The sequence below is a fragment of the Mucilaginibacter sp. Mucisp73 genome, assembly GCF_059491465.1.
In genome coordinates this window covers 2517595-2534739 of the sequence record NZ_CP168507.1, presented here as the reverse complement: position 1 = coordinate 2534739, position 17145 = coordinate 2517595, and the positions used below count along the sequence as shown (strand labels likewise).

The following is a 17145-nucleotide window of genomic DNA, read 5'->3' as shown; positions in this document are numbered from 1 at the left end:
TAATTCAAGAACAGGAAGTTAACTTCACCAGGATATCCAAGGCTTTTGAAATCTCCTCTTCAGAGAGTGATGCAAACCCAAACCGAATCCCATTATCATTCGGGTTGCCGGCAAGCCGGAACGACATGCCAATCATACAAAGCCCGGCATGGGCGGCATCATTAATTATTTTATTTACCGGATATTGCCGCTTAAACCTAAGCCATATAGCCATGCCGCCAAGCGGCCGGGTAAACTCAACTGCGTGCGATAGTTTTTTGGTAAGCAGATCACAAATAAAGTCACAGCGCCGGGCATATAATTTGTTCGACCGGTTGATGTGCCGTACCAGGTCGCCATTGATGATCATCTGCGCCAGCATAAATTCAATAAAGGTATCCCCCCTTAAATCAATCATACGCTTCAGATCTGTTACTTTTTTTACAATATCGGGCGCAGCAATCATATAGCCCACCCTTATTGAAGGGGCAAGCAGTTTTGTAAATGAACCTATGTAAATTATTTTACCGCCATGACGGCCGCTGGCTAACGGGAGGATAGGATTATTGGCGTAGTGAAAATCGTAACCATAATCATCTTCAATTACATAAAACCCGTACTGTTCAATTAATTGAAGCAATTGCTGCCGCCTCCTGGCCGACATTGTTATGGTAGTAGGATGATGCAGATGAGGAGCAATGTAAAGCATTTTTACCGGCGACTTTTTCAGGATCTGTTCCAGTTGATCCAAAGCCGGCCCTTCTGCATCTATTCCTATTTTTGAAATGTGAGCGCCGGTGTTTTCAATGATCTCGTCGGCATAGCGGTAATTGGGTTCCGTGACCACTACATGATCACCTTTGGCTAATAATACCGTAGCTGCTATATAAATGGCCATCTGCGCTCCGCGGGTAATCACCAGATCATCCTTCCTGATATTTAAGCCCCTGGTTTCGTTTAAAAACAAAGCAGTTGCCTCTTTAAGCAACGGCAGGCCACCCTGATCCCTCAAACACATTAATTGCTTAATTCTGGCACTGGTGGCCTTATCCCGGTATACTTTACTGATCTCGTTAAAAGGCGCAAGTTCCGGATCTGGATAGCCATCATTAACTACAATATCCCAACTTTTGGTTGTCCGGTGCTCTGGCTGTGATCCCCCTTGTAAGGCCAGATTTCTTGCAGTCATGTTATCGCAGGAAGAAAAAGAATTTGGTGGCTGAAACGACCGTGGTTTGATTATTGGAAGCTCGGGCGTTACCCTGTAGCCCTTCCTATCTACTGACTCTATCCAATCTTCCGTCATCAGCTCTTCGTAGGCATTTATAATCGTTTTACGGTTAACGGTGATAAATTCGGCCATTTGCCGGGTGCCCGGGAAGAATGTACCAGGCGGAATTAAGCCTTCCCTTATCAGGCTTATCAGGCGATTGGTAATTTGCCTGTAAACAGGGAGCTGGTTTTGCTTATCGATAACAATCAGGTTGTGGTAAGGAAGCATCTTATTTTGTAATTAAATTTGTTTGCTGCCCTACTGAAAAACCAGATTCAAAAGCTTGCCAAGGCAGGGCATTGCACTTTCACAACCCACATACCAGATATCAATTATTTAAAAATCAACAACTTATCAAAATAAACAACTCAAACCACTCCATATTTGGTGCCAAGGCACTCTCTTACACTATATAAAGCGGATATTTGTCAAAACAAAAACGCCCGCCACTTTGATGATGACGAGCGCTCAAACCATAAAACAAAAAAGATAAACTATGCCTTTTTAGGCTGGTTCATGTACCAATTTTCGAAGTTGATATTAAAGATCTTAGCATCTTTACCCGGCACCAGCATACCGTCATTTAATTCTACGCCATAATAACTTGCATGTACATCAGCAACAACTTTACGAGGATCGCCATTTTTAGTCAAATACATCTGAACAAGATCTGATAGGTTGAACTTATCCGGCCCGGCTATTTCAACAATTTTATTAAGAGGCTCCATCAATGCTACTTTAGCAACCGCGGTGGCTACATCGGCAGATGCAATTGGCTGAATATTTGCCGGCGACAGGCGGACAGTATCTCCTTCGGTTGCAGCATTGGCAATCCCGCTTAAAAATTCAAAAAACTGAGTTGAGTGGATAATTGAATATGGAACACCTGAGGCTTTAATCAAATCCTCCTGTGCCTGTTTAGCACGGAAATATCCGCTATCCTGTAAGTGATCTGTCCCAACAACTGATAACGCCAGGTGATGCTTAACGCCCGCGGCAATTTCGGCTGTAAGCAGGTTTTTGCCTGATGTTTTGAAAAACTCCATAACCGCAGCATCTTCAAACGAGGGCGAGTTTGCCACATCAATTACAACATCTGTTCCGTTTAAAACTTCGGCAACACCTTCGCCGGTTATGGTATTTACGCCGGTTGCCGGTGAAGCCGCTATAACTTCATGACCTTGTTCTGTAAGTTTATTTACAACCTGCGAACCTATCAGTCCGCTGCCGCCTATTACTACTATTTTCATAATTTGTATTTTTAATGGCCGGTAAAGGCCGTTTTATAATTCTGTTATTTATTAATTGTGCAGAAAATGATCCTGGTAAATATCTTCATCAAAGCCAAACAAAAGAAAATCTCCATCTTCAATAACCGGGCGTTTGATAATACGCGGCTCTTCGACCAGTAATGCGAGCGCGTTTTCAGCCGTTTTTATTGAAGCTCTAACTTCAACTGGCAATTTTTTCCAGGTGAGGCTTTTGGTATTGACAAATGTGGAATAACCAGCTTTTGCATCCCAGACTTTGAGTTTATCCGACGAAATGCCTTGTGTTTTAAAATTCTGAAATTCAAAACCTACATTGTGTGCTTTTAGCCAGGCTAAAGCCTGGAGAGTGCGTATGCAGGTGGTTAAACCGTAAACTTTCATGAAGTTTGCTTGTTATTGATGAGGTTAATTGCTTAATTATTTTGCAGCGGTTATGAACGGCAATTCTTTTGGGCCGATGAAATAAACCAATAGCTTGGCCTCTTCGGTTTTGCTCATATTTTTGCTTTCGGCATGTAAACCGTTAGGGTCTTCCCAAAATGCTTCGCCCTGTTTGTAAATATGGGTTTTGCCATTAAAAGTTGAAGATATATTTCCTTGTAATACATAGGCGATAGTAGGGATCGGGTGTCTGTGAGCTCCGGATACTTCGCCGGGTGCAAACTTCACAATCACCATTTTAACCTCCTGGCTTTTAATTTGAGGTGTAGTAATGATCCTTTTAAAAATAACTTCAGGTTCGTACTGTGTAACATTTACATTTGCACATTTGGGGTCCTTTTTTGCCTGGGCATTAACGCCTAAAGCTGCACAGAATGCCAGTAAGGTTAAACTTATTTTTTTCATAATAGAATAATTATACCCAAACCCGTTATTGAGTTTGTAAGGCAAAATTATACCGTATGTAAAGGCTTAAACTGGTCCAGAGATCAGCCTTGAGAGGGACCAGGCAGCATTGCCCGGAAGTGGAGATAAGGAAATTAACTAAATATGTAAAAGAAACGGTAATTGAAACGAAACGCCATTTTACAATAGCGAAACCTCGCTGCCGGGTAATACAGCAGATGACTTTTCAACTTTGAACTGTATGGTCACAACAACTCCCCGGTTGCTTTTAATATCAAAACTGCCACCCAACTGCTTACCGAGGGCCTTCATCATTTCCATACCCAATGAGGAGGTTTCGGCGAGTTCAAAATCAGGAGGCAGCCCCTTTCCGTTGTCTGTAACGCTAAGCGTAATTGTATCTGGTGGTGATAACAGCGCTTTAATAAAAATCTCTCCCCCATCTTGATCAAATGCATATTTAATACTATTGGTAATGGCCTCGTTTAATATCAGGCCCATAGGTACAGCCTGTGATATATCCAGGCTTACAGCATCCAGTTCTTCTCTGAATTTAATTCTTCGCCTGTTGCAATCGTAGCTGGTGTTCAGATATCGGGCCAAATCGTTAATATAATCGGCCATTACAATAGTAGCCACATTACTTTTATTATATAGCTTTTGATGGATAATAGAAATAGCCTGTACCCGGTTCCGGCTATCCTGTATCGCCTCGATGGCATCAGTATTTTGCAGATATGCCGATTGCGTGTACAATAAGCTCATCACTATCTGCAAATTGTTCTTAACCCGATGATGTACCTCCCGAAGCAACCATTCTTTTTCCGTAAGCAGGTCTTCCTGCTGTTTCAATAAATCATCCTTATCCTGAAGCAGTTTTTCTTTTTCTGAAAGTAGGGCTGACAGTATATGGTTTTGCCTGTCAATCTCTTGCTGTTTAATTTGCAGGCGTACATTGCTCCGTTGTTTGCCGCGATAGGCAATATATATCACAACCGCAAACACTACCGAAATAAGTACCCCGGCAAACGTGATATTTCTTTGCCGGTTAACTTTTTCCAGCTTGCCTTTTTGTATCTGCGCATTATTATTAAGGCTCTGAATGGTTTTATCTTTTTTAATAGAATTATAGTTGGCTTCTAATTCGTTAATTTGTTTAACCGTGGCGGCATTAGTGAGCGAATCTTTCATGCGCCTCATATATTGAAACCCCCTCAACGCGACATCAAAATTCCCCTCGGCCGAATCAATTTTATATTTATACCCGGAGATAATTATCCGTGAAGGGGTCGATAATCTTTTTAAGGGCAGGGTTTGAAGATATTTCAACTCATCCGATAGTTTTGTCCACTGTTTTGTTTGAATGAAATGCTGAGGAAGTGCGTCGTAATTTTCAACAAATCTGTCTACTGCATAAAACAGCGGATCATCATTAAGCGTACCATATAGCTTACCAAATACTTTTCTAAATGCTGGCACCTGTTTTTCTGCTTCCTCATTCCGGTTAAGAAAATTGTACAGTTGCATTTTTCTTGCAACATACTTACTTTGTTCTCCGAGGGTTTGGCTTGGAAATTTTTTTGGTGTTTCGCTTAAATAAGTAAGGGCAGTACGATATTTTTTTATCGTTATACAACAACCAATAGCCCCGTCAATAGCACTGTAATAATAATTTTGGTTTCTTATTTTAAGCGCTAATTCGGCCCCTTTTATAAAATATGGTAATGCTACACTGTCCTTATTGTTCTTCCTGTATGACAATGCTACAGCAATATTAAAAAAAGAGGCATCATAGTCGCTCCTACGCACGTCGGCATCGCAACTGTTTATACATTCAATACGGGTAAGCAATTCTTTTTGAAGCTGATCTTTACGTGAGTACACTTCGGCCAAAAGGTAGTAACCATAATAGATCCTTGGAAATTTCATGGCCTTATACTCCTGTATTACAATAAGCATCTCTTTTTCAGCTTTATCAAACCTGCCTTCATTAAGATCGGCATCTGCAATTTTGCCGAGGGCGTCGGCTATTTTAAGGCGGTCTGTTCCCTTTTTATAAAGCTCATACGCCTTATTATAACATTTTGCGCGTGTAGCAAGCAGGCGTTTATCATTAAAAGATAAATTGTTTCCATACAAGGTCCAGTATTCAGCTTCTTTTGAATAGTTGCTTGTTTTATGGTAATAACTGGTTATTTGGTTAAATAATGAGTCGGCTGCTTTAAAATTTTCCTGGTCAATAAAAGTAAGTGCTTTTTCAAACACCGCAAGGTGCACGAGATCGGTCGCACCAATTGCATGACTTAATGTTACTGCCAAATTAAAATAGGTACGGGCAGTATCAAGGTTTTTGGGGGCCCCAACAGGTTTCTCTTTAAAATATCTCCCCAACTTTATAAGCATCACGACCCTGTTGGTATCCTGTTTGGTTTTGTTGAGCTCCGTTGTTAAAGTTTTAAAATCCTGCGCATAGGCTGATAACGACAAGCTGCAAAGTAAAAACAGAATAAAATAATGTCGTATTAGTGAACGCTTCATGAAAATCTACTGTAATAACCGAGATGTAGTAAGACCTAAACAGATGTTTAGCACTAAAAGTAGCTATTTTTCATGATCCGAAGCAGGCGATACCTAAACTTATGTTTATGCTTTTTGCGGAAAATAATCCTGCTTAACAATATTGAGCTTTTTCATTTTTGCATGCAGCGTAGTTGACGGTATATCCAGCCATTCGGCTGCGCCACCTTCGCCGGCAATTTTACCGCTGCATTTTTTCAATACCGCAATAATATGGCACCTCTCAACATCAATAAGTGTTTTGTTTTTGAAAATGTCCTGATCACTAATATTTTTATTTGTGTCATTCGGCAAGCAAACCTCTCGTAATACATTATCGTCAGATAGCAGGATACTTCTTTCAATCAGGTGTTCCAGTTGCCTCACATTTCCGGGCCATGAATAGCTTTTGAGTTGCTGCAGTACTTTATTAGATATGAAACTGATTTTTTTACCGGTTAATTTGCAATAACGGAGCCGGAAAAAGTTTGCCAGTTCGGCAATGTCATCCTGTCTCTCTCTTAAAGGCGGCAAGCATATCGGAAAAACATTAAGGCGATAGTACAGATCGGCCCTGAAACGATGGGAGTCAACCTCCATCTCCAGATCGCGATTGGTGGCAGCAATGATCCGTACATCAACCTTTATGGTTGTTTTTCCTCCAACCCGTTCAAACTCTCGCTCCTGAATGGCACGCAGTAACTTTACTTGTAACTCAAGCGGAAGCTCGCCAATCTCGTCGAGGAAAATAGTACCCTGGTGTGCCAGCTCAAACTTACCAATTCTACGGTCCATGGCTCCTGTAAAAGATCCTCTCTCGTGCCCAAAAAGTTCACTCTCTACCAGATTTGCCGGTAGCGCCGCGCAGTTTACGGTTACCATTGGCTTATTTTTTCGGGATGACGCTTGGTGAATACCCCTTGCAATAACTTCCTTTCCCGTACCGGTTTCGCCGAGCAGCAAAACTGTTGAATTGCTTGGCGAAACCATATTCATCAGCCGATACACTTTTTGCATCTCGGTACAGTCACCAATAATGCCGGGATATTGACTGCTAAAAACGGAGCTCCGCGCCAGGCGATTTGTACCCGTATTTGCGGCCGAACCAATCAGTATTCCTTGAGGCAAGTCAAAATGTAAATTCAGGTTCTGCATTTCGACTTCCGGGTTGGATGTTATTCTTTCAGTGATCATTTCAATTTTGTTTAAGGAAATTTCATTACAACCGCTTCGAATTTTATGCCACTGCTGTAACAATAAAAAAAAGAACATTTTAGCCACTTAGCCGACGATATTTCGACGCTTTTGTTTTTTAAGAATTTTATTTCGTCGGTTTATATCGTGAGTATTGGGAGCTTACTAATAGCAACTGCTTATAAAATTCGCCATAGATTCTGAATTACCTTAGTTTTCAGAATACATTTGGCAGATTATTAAAATAGGTGGAAATTGTGTAAGGTTATTTTGCGTGCGGCACACATATTGGATCGGATATTTCATTACCAAAACACTATTTAACTAAATTTTCCTGGTTGAACGAGTTTCGTTAAGGAGAATGGCGTTCTGAAATAGCTTTATTTTTGCATAATATATTGATGAAGAAAATACTGATAGTAGAAGACGAATCTCTTGTAGGACATCATTTAAAACTGATCTTGACATCGGCCGGATATAAAGTTACAGGCATATCAGAGTCAGTTAATGAGGCATTATCTTCTATCGACGAACAAAAGCCCGATCTGGTATTGCTTGACATTCACCTTAAAGGTGCATTGAATGGCATTGATCTCGCCAGGAAACTTACTGAACGGAATATGGCTTTTGTATACCTCACAGCAAACTTTCAAGGCACCTTATTGGAAGAAGCCAAATCAACAATGCCATTCGGTTTTATAGTTAAGCCATTCCGCGAGGACGATTTGCTCACTACGCTTGATGTTGCTTTTTACCGGCATCAAAACAGTATTGAATCAAGCAGGCAGCAAGAGATGGAACTGAACCAAAAGCTGAAAGATATCCGTAACTATGACGGCGATAAGGTGCAAAAACTATTGCGGCTTGCCGATAAGCTGCAGGCATATGTGCCGTTTGATTACCTTAATTTCATACTCAAAAACGTAAATACCCCAAGCATCACCAGCGTTGGTTTTTTAAGGATAGGCTTTGATGAATACCAGATGCTTGGAGAACAAGAGTTGGTGAATGTAACCGGCACAGATCATGCCACGCTGAATAACATCTATACCTCGTTACCTGCGGTAAACAGGGCAAAATACTTTAACGATGAGGAAGTTGATCACCTTTGCAATCAAAATCCCTTGAGCAAACTAATCGCCGATACCTATGACTTCGAATCAGCGTTGTTTTTTCCAATTTTGCAAGACAACTCAACCTTAATAAGATACGAGTTTTACTGCCGAAGAAGCAATACCTATGGCCAACAGCATATTGCATTATTAAGCCGTTTGATTAACGTTTTGGGTAGCGTGCTTGAAAATGACAGGCAAAAGATCACTGCAGATCAACAGCCTTCAGTTCCCTCCGCCGAACCAGTATCGTTTAAAGAGCGTACCCGCGATTTTGACGGCATTGTAGGGCAAAGCCGCCCTATGCTAACTGTACTTGATCATATCAATACTATTTCGCCACTTGATACGTCAGTACTTATTCTTGGTGAAAGCGGCACCGGTAAGGAAAGAGTAGCTAAAAGCATCCATTCGCTATCGGGCAGATCGGGTAAGCCACTGGTAGTTGTTAATTGCGCCTCCCTTCCGGCTAACCTTATCGAAAGCGAGCTTTTTGGGCATGAAAAGGGTGCCTTTACCGGTGCTCTTGAAAAACGGACCGGTAAATTTGAAATGGCCAACGGCGGCACAATTTTCCTGGATGAGATAGGCGAACTACCGATAGACCTACAAGTAAAGCTGCTTCGTGTATTGCAGGAACAGGAAATTGAACGTCTTGGCGGCAAGGGGCCTATAAAAATTGATGTCAGGATCATAGCTGCTACTAACCGCGATCTGGAAAAAGAAATGGAAGAAGGACGCTTTAGGCTCGACCTATATTATCGCCTCTTTGTATTCCCTATCATTATCCCTTCTTTAAGGGAAAGAGTTGACGATATACCTGCGCTCACTGATCATTTCATCTCGCACTTTTCAAAAAAATATAAAAGACAAATTAACGGGATCTCTCCCGAAGTGATGGCCCAAATGCTTGATTACGCATGGCCTGGGAATGTGAGGGAACTGGAGCATTTTATTGAAAGAACTATACTATTGTCAAAAACCTCAATTATAGAACAGGTTTTATTGCCCAAGCAGCCAAGTAATAAAACAAGCCTTGAACCCCAGGCAAACACAAGAATGAAAACTATCGATGAAAATGAAAGGGACTATATCATAACCGTGCTAAAAAATTGCAACGGCCGAATAAGGGGTGCTGGCGGTGCCGCAGCTGTAATGGGGCTACCTCCTACTACTCTTCATTCAAAAATGAAACGACTGGGTATTAAGTAGCCCAACTCCTTTTTCATTATATCACCGGAGTTATTACAATCTACAATAATCCGGATATCTATACCGACTACATATCGGACGGTGCTCTAAGTCCCGTCCGATATATCGCCTGCTTTGCATCCCAAACAAAATACAAACAATTGATTTTCAAAACCTTAGACAGATGGCACAATCTTTCGTTTCCTGTATTTCATCTTAAGAGATGAGATGCCAGAAACTGAAACTATAATTAACTGATCCGCACCGGTATTAACACCCTTTTGAATAGCTATAACTCAAAAAAACTTTAGTTAAACCACATATCACGACGATGAAAAGGCTTGCCATTTGCATTTTTTTGATAAGCTACGCCTTCGTCGCCGGTGCCCAAAATGTAGTAAAACTGCTCGAAAAGCTTAATAAAACGAGGAAGGACACCAACCGTATCAACATGCAGCTTCAATTAGCCCGGCATTATTTGTACAAACCAGGCAGACCGCATACAGACATGGACAGCGCCGTATATTATATAACCCAGGCCGAAATGCTTAGTAAAACTATCCATGCCACAGCGCACCTGGATAGCGTGGTTTTTATTAAAGGAGAACTCGCTATAGAACAGAACAATTTGAGCCTGGCAAATCAAATTTTTACAGAAGCTGCTAACCATTATCAAGCACATCGTCAACCATTAAAAGAAGCTAATGTATGGCGTTATTATGCAAACCACATGCCTGCGTCAGATAAGGCTAAAACTGATAATAAACTAAAAATCCATAATAAGGCTTACGAAATCTATTTGAAGAACGGTTTCAAGCTTCAAGCTGCTAATGAACAGTTTGATATTGCGTTGACTTATCAAAACGCTAATCAATTTGATAAGGCCGAGCAAAACTATATTTTGGTAATTCGGCAATTTGAACTACTTAAAAGTAGCCGAATTGCCGAAGCATATTACAACCTTGCCGATACCTATTACAGAAAAGGCGAAATGCCGAAGGAATTGCTTGCCCGCATAAACTGCGTAAACGCCTATGATGCCAACCCTAAACACGATACCTACTGGGGCCAATATTATTATTTTACATTAGGAGTGGCCTACTATAATAAACGTCAGTTTGAACAGGCCCTCGTTTATCATCAAAAATGTGTAGACATCGCCGGTAAATTAAATGATTATGAGATGTATAATCTTGGTGTTCATGAAATACTTACCTGTTATATCAATTTAAAAAAATACCCAACGGCCATTGCCTATCTCAAAAAAACATATCAAAAATTCCCAAAAAAAACAGTGATTGAAGAAAGCATGTTTCTTTCGGCCGAGATGAAGCTGTACAATCACATGAAGAATAACGCAAGGGCCGAAAAAATGATCCCACGATTTAAAAAAACCTTTTTATTGGTTCGTGACGGGATACCCGATGAGAGCAAGAAAAACTATAATGCCATGGATAATTTTATTGCTACTTATGATCCGCTACCAAAACATTACCTGTTAACCAAACAATGGACAAAGCTTGCAGATGAACTGAAGATACTGGAAGCGCTGCCTACCGATAAAATGTCGGTACTTTCAAAAATGACGATTTATCAGCACCGGTTCAAGGTCGATTCGGCTAAAGGCGAATTTCTTGCAGCGCTAAAGGGCTTTCAGCGGATCAAAATTATAAAAGACTCCCTTACCAATATTGCAACGAGCAAGCAAATCAGTGAGCTTGAAACGAAATATTTATCAGTACAAAAGGATAAAAAGATCCAGGAACTCAACAACCAGTCAGCAATTCAAAAAAACAACCTTGAAAAAATTCACCAACAGCGAAATATCACTTTAGCGGGTGTATTGGTAGGCTTTTTATTGGCCGGAATATTATACTTCGCTTACCGAAGCAAGCAGCGAAGCAACTTTAAGCTAAAAAACAAACAAGAAGAGATCAATATCCAAAACACTTCGCTCTCTTTCCTTCTGAACGAAAAAGAAAAACTGCTTCAGGATAAAGACAATTTATTAGAGCGTCAACAGGATTTGCTTACTGAAAAAGAATGGTTGCTCCGCGAGGTTCATCATCGGGTTAAAAACAACCTTCAAATAGTAATGAGTTTGTTATACACCCAATCTGCATATCTGCAGAATACCGATGCCCGGGATGCCATAAGGGATAGCCAAAACCGGGTGCAGGCTATTTCTATCATCCATCAAAAGCTTTATAGTAAAAGTAATGTGGCAACTATTGTAATGGCCGATTATATTACCGATTTGGTAAGATATCTCTACACCTGCTATGATTGTGGAAATCGCAAAATCAGGTTTCAGGAAAACCTTGATCAGGTGAACCTTGATATATCGCAGGCCGTACCTATGGGCCTGATATTGAACGAAGCTATCACCAACTGCATTAAATATGCATTTGATAAAACCGGAGGCGAAATACTTATTAATGCGAAACTGTCAGCACCGGAAACCATTACCTTGCTTATTAGCGACAACGGTAAAGGGCTTCCTACAAATTTTGACTTGACAGAAACATCGTCCTTGGGAATGGAGATGATGAAAGCACTTAGCAAACAACTGGGCGGAACCTTTGAGATTAAAAATGGGCCAGGGGTAAACGTGCTTGTAATTTTTAAAGTTGAAAGACAAATAAGGAGACTGTCTTCCTAATTAGTCGATCAAATTTCTAAAGCAAATTCATTTCATCTAAAAGCGTTAATAGTGGGATAAGGGGTTCGATTGAGATCCCTCCGGCTCCACTTGAAGAAACCGAACCTAAAGTTCGGTTTTTTTATGCAATTATAAATATTTAAAATGTTGATAATTAAGGATTTACAATTAAAGTGCGGGACTCGAGGGTTCGAATCCATCTTTTCTAAAAGTTGTACTTATCTTCATCTGTAGAAGGGATAAACCTTTGATAATACGCGGTTTTTAATAGTTTGGGGTTACAGACATTCATAAATCTTTCAAAAGCGCTCAAATTATTTACCACTTTAATAACTTATTAATCGGTCATGGATTTAAAGGTTATTTTTTCAATATTATCAGGTTTACCTTTTAGGGCGGGAGAGATAGAACCAATTAATTTCCCATTCTTTTTAATGGCAGTAATCTTGCGGAATGAATAGTTGCCTTTTTCGTAATCAAATGTTTCACCGTCATCATCATATAATGAATAAACACCGGGCTTGTTGCCATAATACCTGATCTCGAAATCTACCTTCTGTCCTGCTTTTGGCGCATGCAGCATTGCAGGCATCATAGGTATAATTCCACCATCCTTAACATACACGGGAATTTTATCCAGGCCCGGCTCAACGCTAATCACTTCACCTCCGCCCGCATATTTCCCGGTATAAAAGTCATACCATTTGCCTTTGGGTAGTATTACCTTTCGGCTGGTTTCACCCGCAAATACGGGCGCTACCAATAAATATTCGCCGGCCATATACTGATCTTTAACTTCTTTGGTTATGGCTTCTTCATATGGGTTCTCTTCCAGGTTTAACTGTTCCTTTTCAGTTTTGACCTCTGAAACTCCAAAGCCGTCTGCCATATACATAGCTCTGAAAGGCGGGATCCCTTCAAAATGATATTTAGCAAATTCGCTGTACCAGTATGGCATCATTTGCATCCGCAGGTTAGCCATTGTTTTTACCTGTTCGGCAACTTCAGGAAACGACCACGGTTTAGTACCACTTGCCCATGCATTGATCATGGCCATCGGCGAAAACACGTTTGATTGGAACCTGCGCAGCCACTCCTCTCCTGTTTTGGATGATCGTACTTCTGGCGTCCATAATACACCGGCAAAACCGCTGTTTACCAGCGCTGTGATAAAATCGCGGTGATCATAGTAATCATTATAGATTACGTAAGGAAATGACGCTCCTCCACCGTTTGATGCACGCACCAGGCCAAAAGTACGCTGGTTGCGCTGATGATAGATTTCGTTGGTATAACGCTGCATCATTAGTCCATAGGTCTGGCGCATTTGCTCGGCAGCATGACCGGATGGAAAAACAGCTACATCAGGCCATAAGTAATTGTCGCCCCCATCAACCTCGTCCATTTTGTACCCGCTGATACCAATATCTATCTTTCCTTTTTCCAACTCGCCGAAAAAGATTTTACGCGCTTCGGGCATACTGATGTCTGGTACAATGCCATTCCAAACGGTATGTGAACCACTATAGGGTAAAATACTTTTGTAAAGGGGTGCCTGCGGAGATACGTAAGGATTAGTCCATAAATTTAGCTTGATATTCTTTTTCAGCATATTTTGCACCAAAGCTTTTGGATCAGGAAACCGGCTTTGATCCCATTCAAAAGTGCAGGGGTACGATTTACTTTGCCAGCCGGGTTCAAGACCGATAAAATCAAGCGGATAGCCTTTTTCTTCAAACGCCTTTGCTTCATCCTCAACACCCTGTGCATCGGTTAAGCGTTGCATACGCTGGGTAAAACCAAGCCCCCAGCGAGGCGGCAAGCAGCCACCGCCATTTAATAAATTATATCGCCTTACAGCATCCAGCATGGTAGGCCCTGCAAATACATAAATTTCGGTACCGGCGGCTGGCACTAACATTTCTACCGCATCCGAATATGGATGCGAGTTCCATGTTTTATCAAGATTTCGATCTTTTACATCTGGCGGAACTTTACTGTCCCGGCTTACCGCCGTACCGGCATATACGTTGATATATCTTGCCGAATTAATAAACACGCCATATCCCTTTGATGATACATAAAATGGTGTCGGCGCATGCGTGCGGCCATTATCTTTACCAGCGTAATTATCAACATGAAGGTTAAGCACCTTTCCCCTCTGAAATACGGTTTGAAAATTTAAGCCGAACCCAAACAACTGTTCCTTTTTTTCGAGAGGAAAGCGGAGATAGGTTTTACCATCCTGTACCTTGCCGGTAATTTCCTCCTGTGCCAGGGGAAAACCGGCAGCAGGCATTTTCTGCAAACCGGCATGATAAGCTTGTGCACCTGAGGCCTTCAACAGGTCAAACTCCTCGGGCTTGCCGATGACACCTTTCCAGATGCCTGGTTCTATCTCCGTCCAGCTTATTGATTGCGCATGGAGTGATGCAGCAAAACTTAAAAACAAAACAAACAGCAAATGGTATTTTAAATTTTTCATGGTATTACCGGGGAATAACAGTGTAGGTTTTGCCTTTTTCAGTGGCAAAATCAATTAAGTAGCCTTTATTAAATGTAATGTCAGGAAGTTGAGTATCATCCACTTTTTGATAAACCGGCATCGTTGGCGGAGTATTTAGTATATTACTATTTATACCAACAGCAGTCTTACTGCCTGTCTCCACAATTTTCACGGGAATAGGTGTACGCAGCCTGCAAATGCCTCCCATGTTTGATTTAATGGTTGCTTTGCTCAGTTTCCCCTTTTTCCAGTCGATAGTCACCTCAAAATTTCCGCGAGCTTTGATGCCTTTGACGCTGCCATCGGCCCAGGCATCGGGCAGGGCTGGTAACAATTCAATTTCACCATCCTGGCTTTGCAGAAGCATTTCGGTCATGCCGGCTGTTCCTCCAAAATTTCCATCAATCTGGAAAGGCGGATGCGCATCAAACAAATTCGGATAGGTGCCGCCCCCGCTCATTTGCTCTTTTTTCTGCAATGGGTCCATATAATTAAATGCGGCAGTTAATATTTTATAGGCATGGTTGCCATCATGCATCCGGGCCCACCAGTTCATCTTCCAGGCCATTGACCAGCCGGTACTTACATCGCCCCGGTAAATCATGGATTGCTTTGCCGCCGCCGCTAACTCTGGTGTATTAAATACAGAGATCTGTCGTCCCGGAAACAAGCTGAACAAGTGTGAAATATGCCGGTGGGTATCAGCTGTATCATCCCAGTCTTTAAACCATTCCTGCAATTGCCCATGCCGACCAACGTGAAACGGATAAAGTTTACTGGACGCCCCCTTTACCTCGGAGGCAAACGCTTTGTCAATACCCAGAATGTCTGCACTGCTGATACAATCCTGAAACAATTCGCGGATGATTGACATATCCATGGTAGAGGCCATGCTTACCAGATATTCTTTACCATTGATCTTAACTGTGTTTTCGGGTGATGTTGAAGGGTTTGTTACCAGATAGCCAGTGTTGGTATCAGTAATTAGCCAGTGCAGCATAAATTGTGCAGCACCTTTCATAACAGGGTAAGCAGTTTTGCTTAAAAAAGCCTTATCACCGGTAAAAAGGTAATGATCATACAAATGAAGGCTCATCCAGGCACCGCCCATTGGCCAGGCCGACCACCTTACAGAACTTTTAGGATCCTGATCATAATTACCAACAGTTGAGGTTTTAGCCCAAATATCGGTATTATGATGCTCAACCCAGCCCTCATTGATATTATAATTTACTTTAGCAGTGACTTTACCATTTACCGCAAGCTCTTTCAAAAAATCGAACAATGGCTGATGGCACTCAGAGAGATTGGTATTCTCGGCCAGCCAGTAATTCATTTCGGTATTAATATTGGTGGTATAATTACTGCCCCAGGGTGGTATTACCTGGTCATTCCAGATTCCCTGTAAATTGGCGGGAGCACTTCCCGGTCGTGAACTGGCAATAAGCAGGTAACGCCCAAACTGATAATACAGGGTTTGCAGCTGTTTATCGGGCTTCGCCACATTAAAGTTTTTAAGCCGTTCATCTGTAGGCTGTTTTATCATTTCGGCATCAGCGCCCAAATTAAAATCTACGCGTTTAAACAAATGCTGATAGTCGGCAATATGCCTTTGCTTAAGCAAGTCATATGTTTTTTGCTCTGCAGCCAGGAGGTTTCTGTCGGCCTCAATAGCAGGGTTTGCACCCTGTAACCCAGGCGACTTGTTAAAACCATTAAAACTGGTAGCTTCGGTCAGGTATAGGATAACCTCATTTGCGCCGCTAACCTGCAGCGCATTATTAACAGCGCTTACTTTACCACCGTAGTTCTTTATCTTCAGGTTGATGCGAAAATTCATGCCTTCGCCTTTGGGCTCGTCATAAATTACCTGCCGGGGTTCATAATCGCGGTTTGCAACATAAGTTGGCGCTTTCCCATTCAAAATCAATTTATTAGTACCAGAAGCCGTAACAGTAAAGTGTAATTTACTTTGCAGATTGGCGGTGAAATTTACAGCGCCTTTTTTATCGGCAATAATGCGCACCACTATCACCTTGTCGGGGTAACTTATGAAGGTTTCTCGCGAAAAATTAACTCCATTAACCTTATACCTCACCGTAGATACGGCATTATTTAAATCCAGCTCACGGCGATAATTAGTACAGATGCTGTCAGTCAGGTTAAAATCAAGCAGCAAATCGCCTAAAGGAAGATAGCGGGCAGTGTAAGGTCCCTGCAGATATTTTTTCCATATTGCTGCTGCTTTGTCAAAATCCCCGTCAAAAACAGCGGCGCGCACTTCGGGCAGGTGGGCAGGTCCCTGCGGATTGTTTCCCGGTTCAGGATAACCGGACCAAAGATTATGATCATTCAACTGAAAACGTTCATGATTAACACCGCCAAACACCATAGCTCCGGTAGTAGCATTACCCAGGGGCAGCGCCTCTTCCCAGGCAACCGCGGGTTTTGTATACCAAAGCTTTAAAGCCGCATTATTACTTTTGGTTTGCGCAACAGCAAGTTTGGCACTTATCAAACCCACAAAAACTAAATACTTTTTAAGCTGATGCATA

Annotated in this window: 10 protein-coding genes; 2 read left to right on the top strand and 8 right to left on the bottom strand. The window is 41.7% G+C overall.

Annotation, left to right across the window (positions count from 1 at the left end; genetic code table 11):
* Positions 1-4 precede the first annotated feature (4 nt).
* From pdxR to ACEN82_RS10640, 6 genes are all read right to left on the bottom strand, one after another.
* Complete coding sequence (pdxR, locus tag ACEN82_RS10665; protein ID WP_413319852.1) at positions 5-1480, bottom strand: MocR-like pyridoxine biosynthesis transcription factor PdxR; 1476 nt, start codon at positions 1478-1480, stop codon at positions 5-7.
* A gap of 266 nt (positions 1481-1746) precedes the next feature.
* On the bottom strand, positions 1747-2502 hold the full coding sequence (locus ACEN82_RS10660; RefSeq protein WP_413319850.1) for an SDR family oxidoreductase: 756 nt from the start codon (positions 2500-2502) through the stop codon (positions 1747-1749).
* 51 nt (positions 2503-2553) lie between these two features.
* Positions 2554-2904 carry a Spx/MgsR family RNA polymerase-binding regulatory protein gene (locus tag ACEN82_RS10655; RefSeq protein WP_413319848.1) on the bottom strand — a complete coding sequence of 117 codons (351 nt, stop codon included), beginning with the start codon at positions 2902-2904 and terminating at the stop codon, positions 2554-2556.
* Between the two features lie 36 nt (positions 2905-2940).
* Entirely contained in the window at positions 2941-3369 is a 429-nt protein-coding gene (locus ACEN82_RS10650; RefSeq protein WP_090525882.1) for a cupin domain-containing protein, read from the bottom strand.
* A 180-nt stretch (positions 3370-3549) separates the two neighbouring features.
* Entirely contained in the window at positions 3550-5907 is a 2358-nt protein-coding gene (locus tag ACEN82_RS10645) for a histidine kinase dimerization/phosphoacceptor domain -containing protein (RefSeq protein WP_413319846.1), read from the bottom strand.
* 105 nt (positions 5908-6012) lie between these two features.
* Entirely contained in the window at positions 6013-7119 is a 1107-nt protein-coding gene (locus ACEN82_RS10640) for a sigma-54 interaction domain-containing protein (protein WP_413319844.1), read from the bottom strand.
* A 401-nt stretch (positions 7120-7520) separates the two neighbouring features.
* Here ACEN82_RS10640 and ACEN82_RS10635 point away from each other — a divergent pair, with 401 nt between their 5' ends.
* Together ACEN82_RS10635 and ACEN82_RS10630 are read left to right on the top strand one after the other, a co-directional pair.
* Positions 7521-9443, top strand: a complete 1923-nt coding sequence (locus ACEN82_RS10635) for a sigma 54-interacting transcriptional regulator (protein WP_413319842.1) — start codon at positions 7521-7523, stop codon at positions 9441-9443.
* A gap of 310 nt (positions 9444-9753) precedes the next feature.
* Positions 9754-12084 carry a tetratricopeptide repeat-containing sensor histidine kinase gene (locus ACEN82_RS10630; RefSeq protein WP_413319840.1) on the top strand — a complete coding sequence of 777 codons (2331 nt, stop codon included), beginning with the start codon at positions 9754-9756 and terminating at the stop codon, positions 12082-12084.
* Positions 12085-12421: 337 nt separating this feature from the next.
* Here the strand turns inward: ACEN82_RS10630 and ACEN82_RS10625 are convergent, their stop codons facing one another.
* On the bottom strand, positions 12422-14569 hold the full coding sequence (locus ACEN82_RS10625) for a glycoside hydrolase family 31 protein (RefSeq protein ID WP_413319838.1): 2148 nt from the start codon (positions 14567-14569) through the stop codon (positions 12422-12424).
* 4 nt (positions 14570-14573) lie between these two features.
* Positions 14574-17144: a glycoside hydrolase family 95 protein gene (locus ACEN82_RS10620; RefSeq protein ID WP_413319836.1), complete on the bottom strand. Its 2571-nt coding sequence runs from the start codon at positions 17142-17144 to the stop codon at positions 14574-14576.
* Position 17145: the final 1 nt, after the last annotated feature.

Coding starts and splice junctions, on each gene's coding strand:
- ACEN82_RS10650 (WP_090525882.1), bottom strand. CDS start 3,369: ATGAAAAAAATAAGTTTAACCTTACTGGCATTCTGTGCAGCTTTAGGC.
- ACEN82_RS10635 (WP_413319842.1), top strand. CDS start 7,521: ATGAAGAAAATACTGATAGTAGAAGACGAATCTCTTGTAGGACATCAT.
- ACEN82_RS10645 (WP_413319846.1), bottom strand. CDS start 5,907: ATGAAGCGTTCACTAATACGACATTATTTTATTCTGTTTTTACTTTGC.
- ACEN82_RS10655 (WP_413319848.1), bottom strand. CDS start 2,904: ATGAAAGTTTACGGTTTAACCACCTGCATACGCACTCTCCAGGCTTTA.
- ACEN82_RS10640 (WP_413319844.1), bottom strand. CDS start 7,119: ATGATCACTGAAAGAATAACATCCAACCCGGAAGTCGAAATGCAGAAC.
- ACEN82_RS10630 (WP_413319840.1), top strand. CDS start 9,754: ATGAAAAGGCTTGCCATTTGCATTTTTTTGATAAGCTACGCCTTCGTC.
- ACEN82_RS10625 (WP_413319838.1), bottom strand. CDS start 14,569: ATGAAAAATTTAAAATACCATTTGCTGTTTGTTTTGTTTTTAAGTTTT.
- ACEN82_RS10620 (WP_413319836.1), bottom strand. CDS start 17,144: ATGCATCAGCTTAAAAAGTATTTAGTTTTTGTGGGTTTGATAAGTGCC.
- ACEN82_RS10660 (WP_413319850.1), bottom strand. CDS start 2,502: ATGAAAATAGTAGTAATAGGCGGCAGCGGACTGATAGGTTCGCAGGTT.
- pdxR (WP_413319852.1), bottom strand. CDS start 1,480: ATGCTTCCTTACCACAACCTGATTGTTATCGATAAGCAAAACCAGCTC.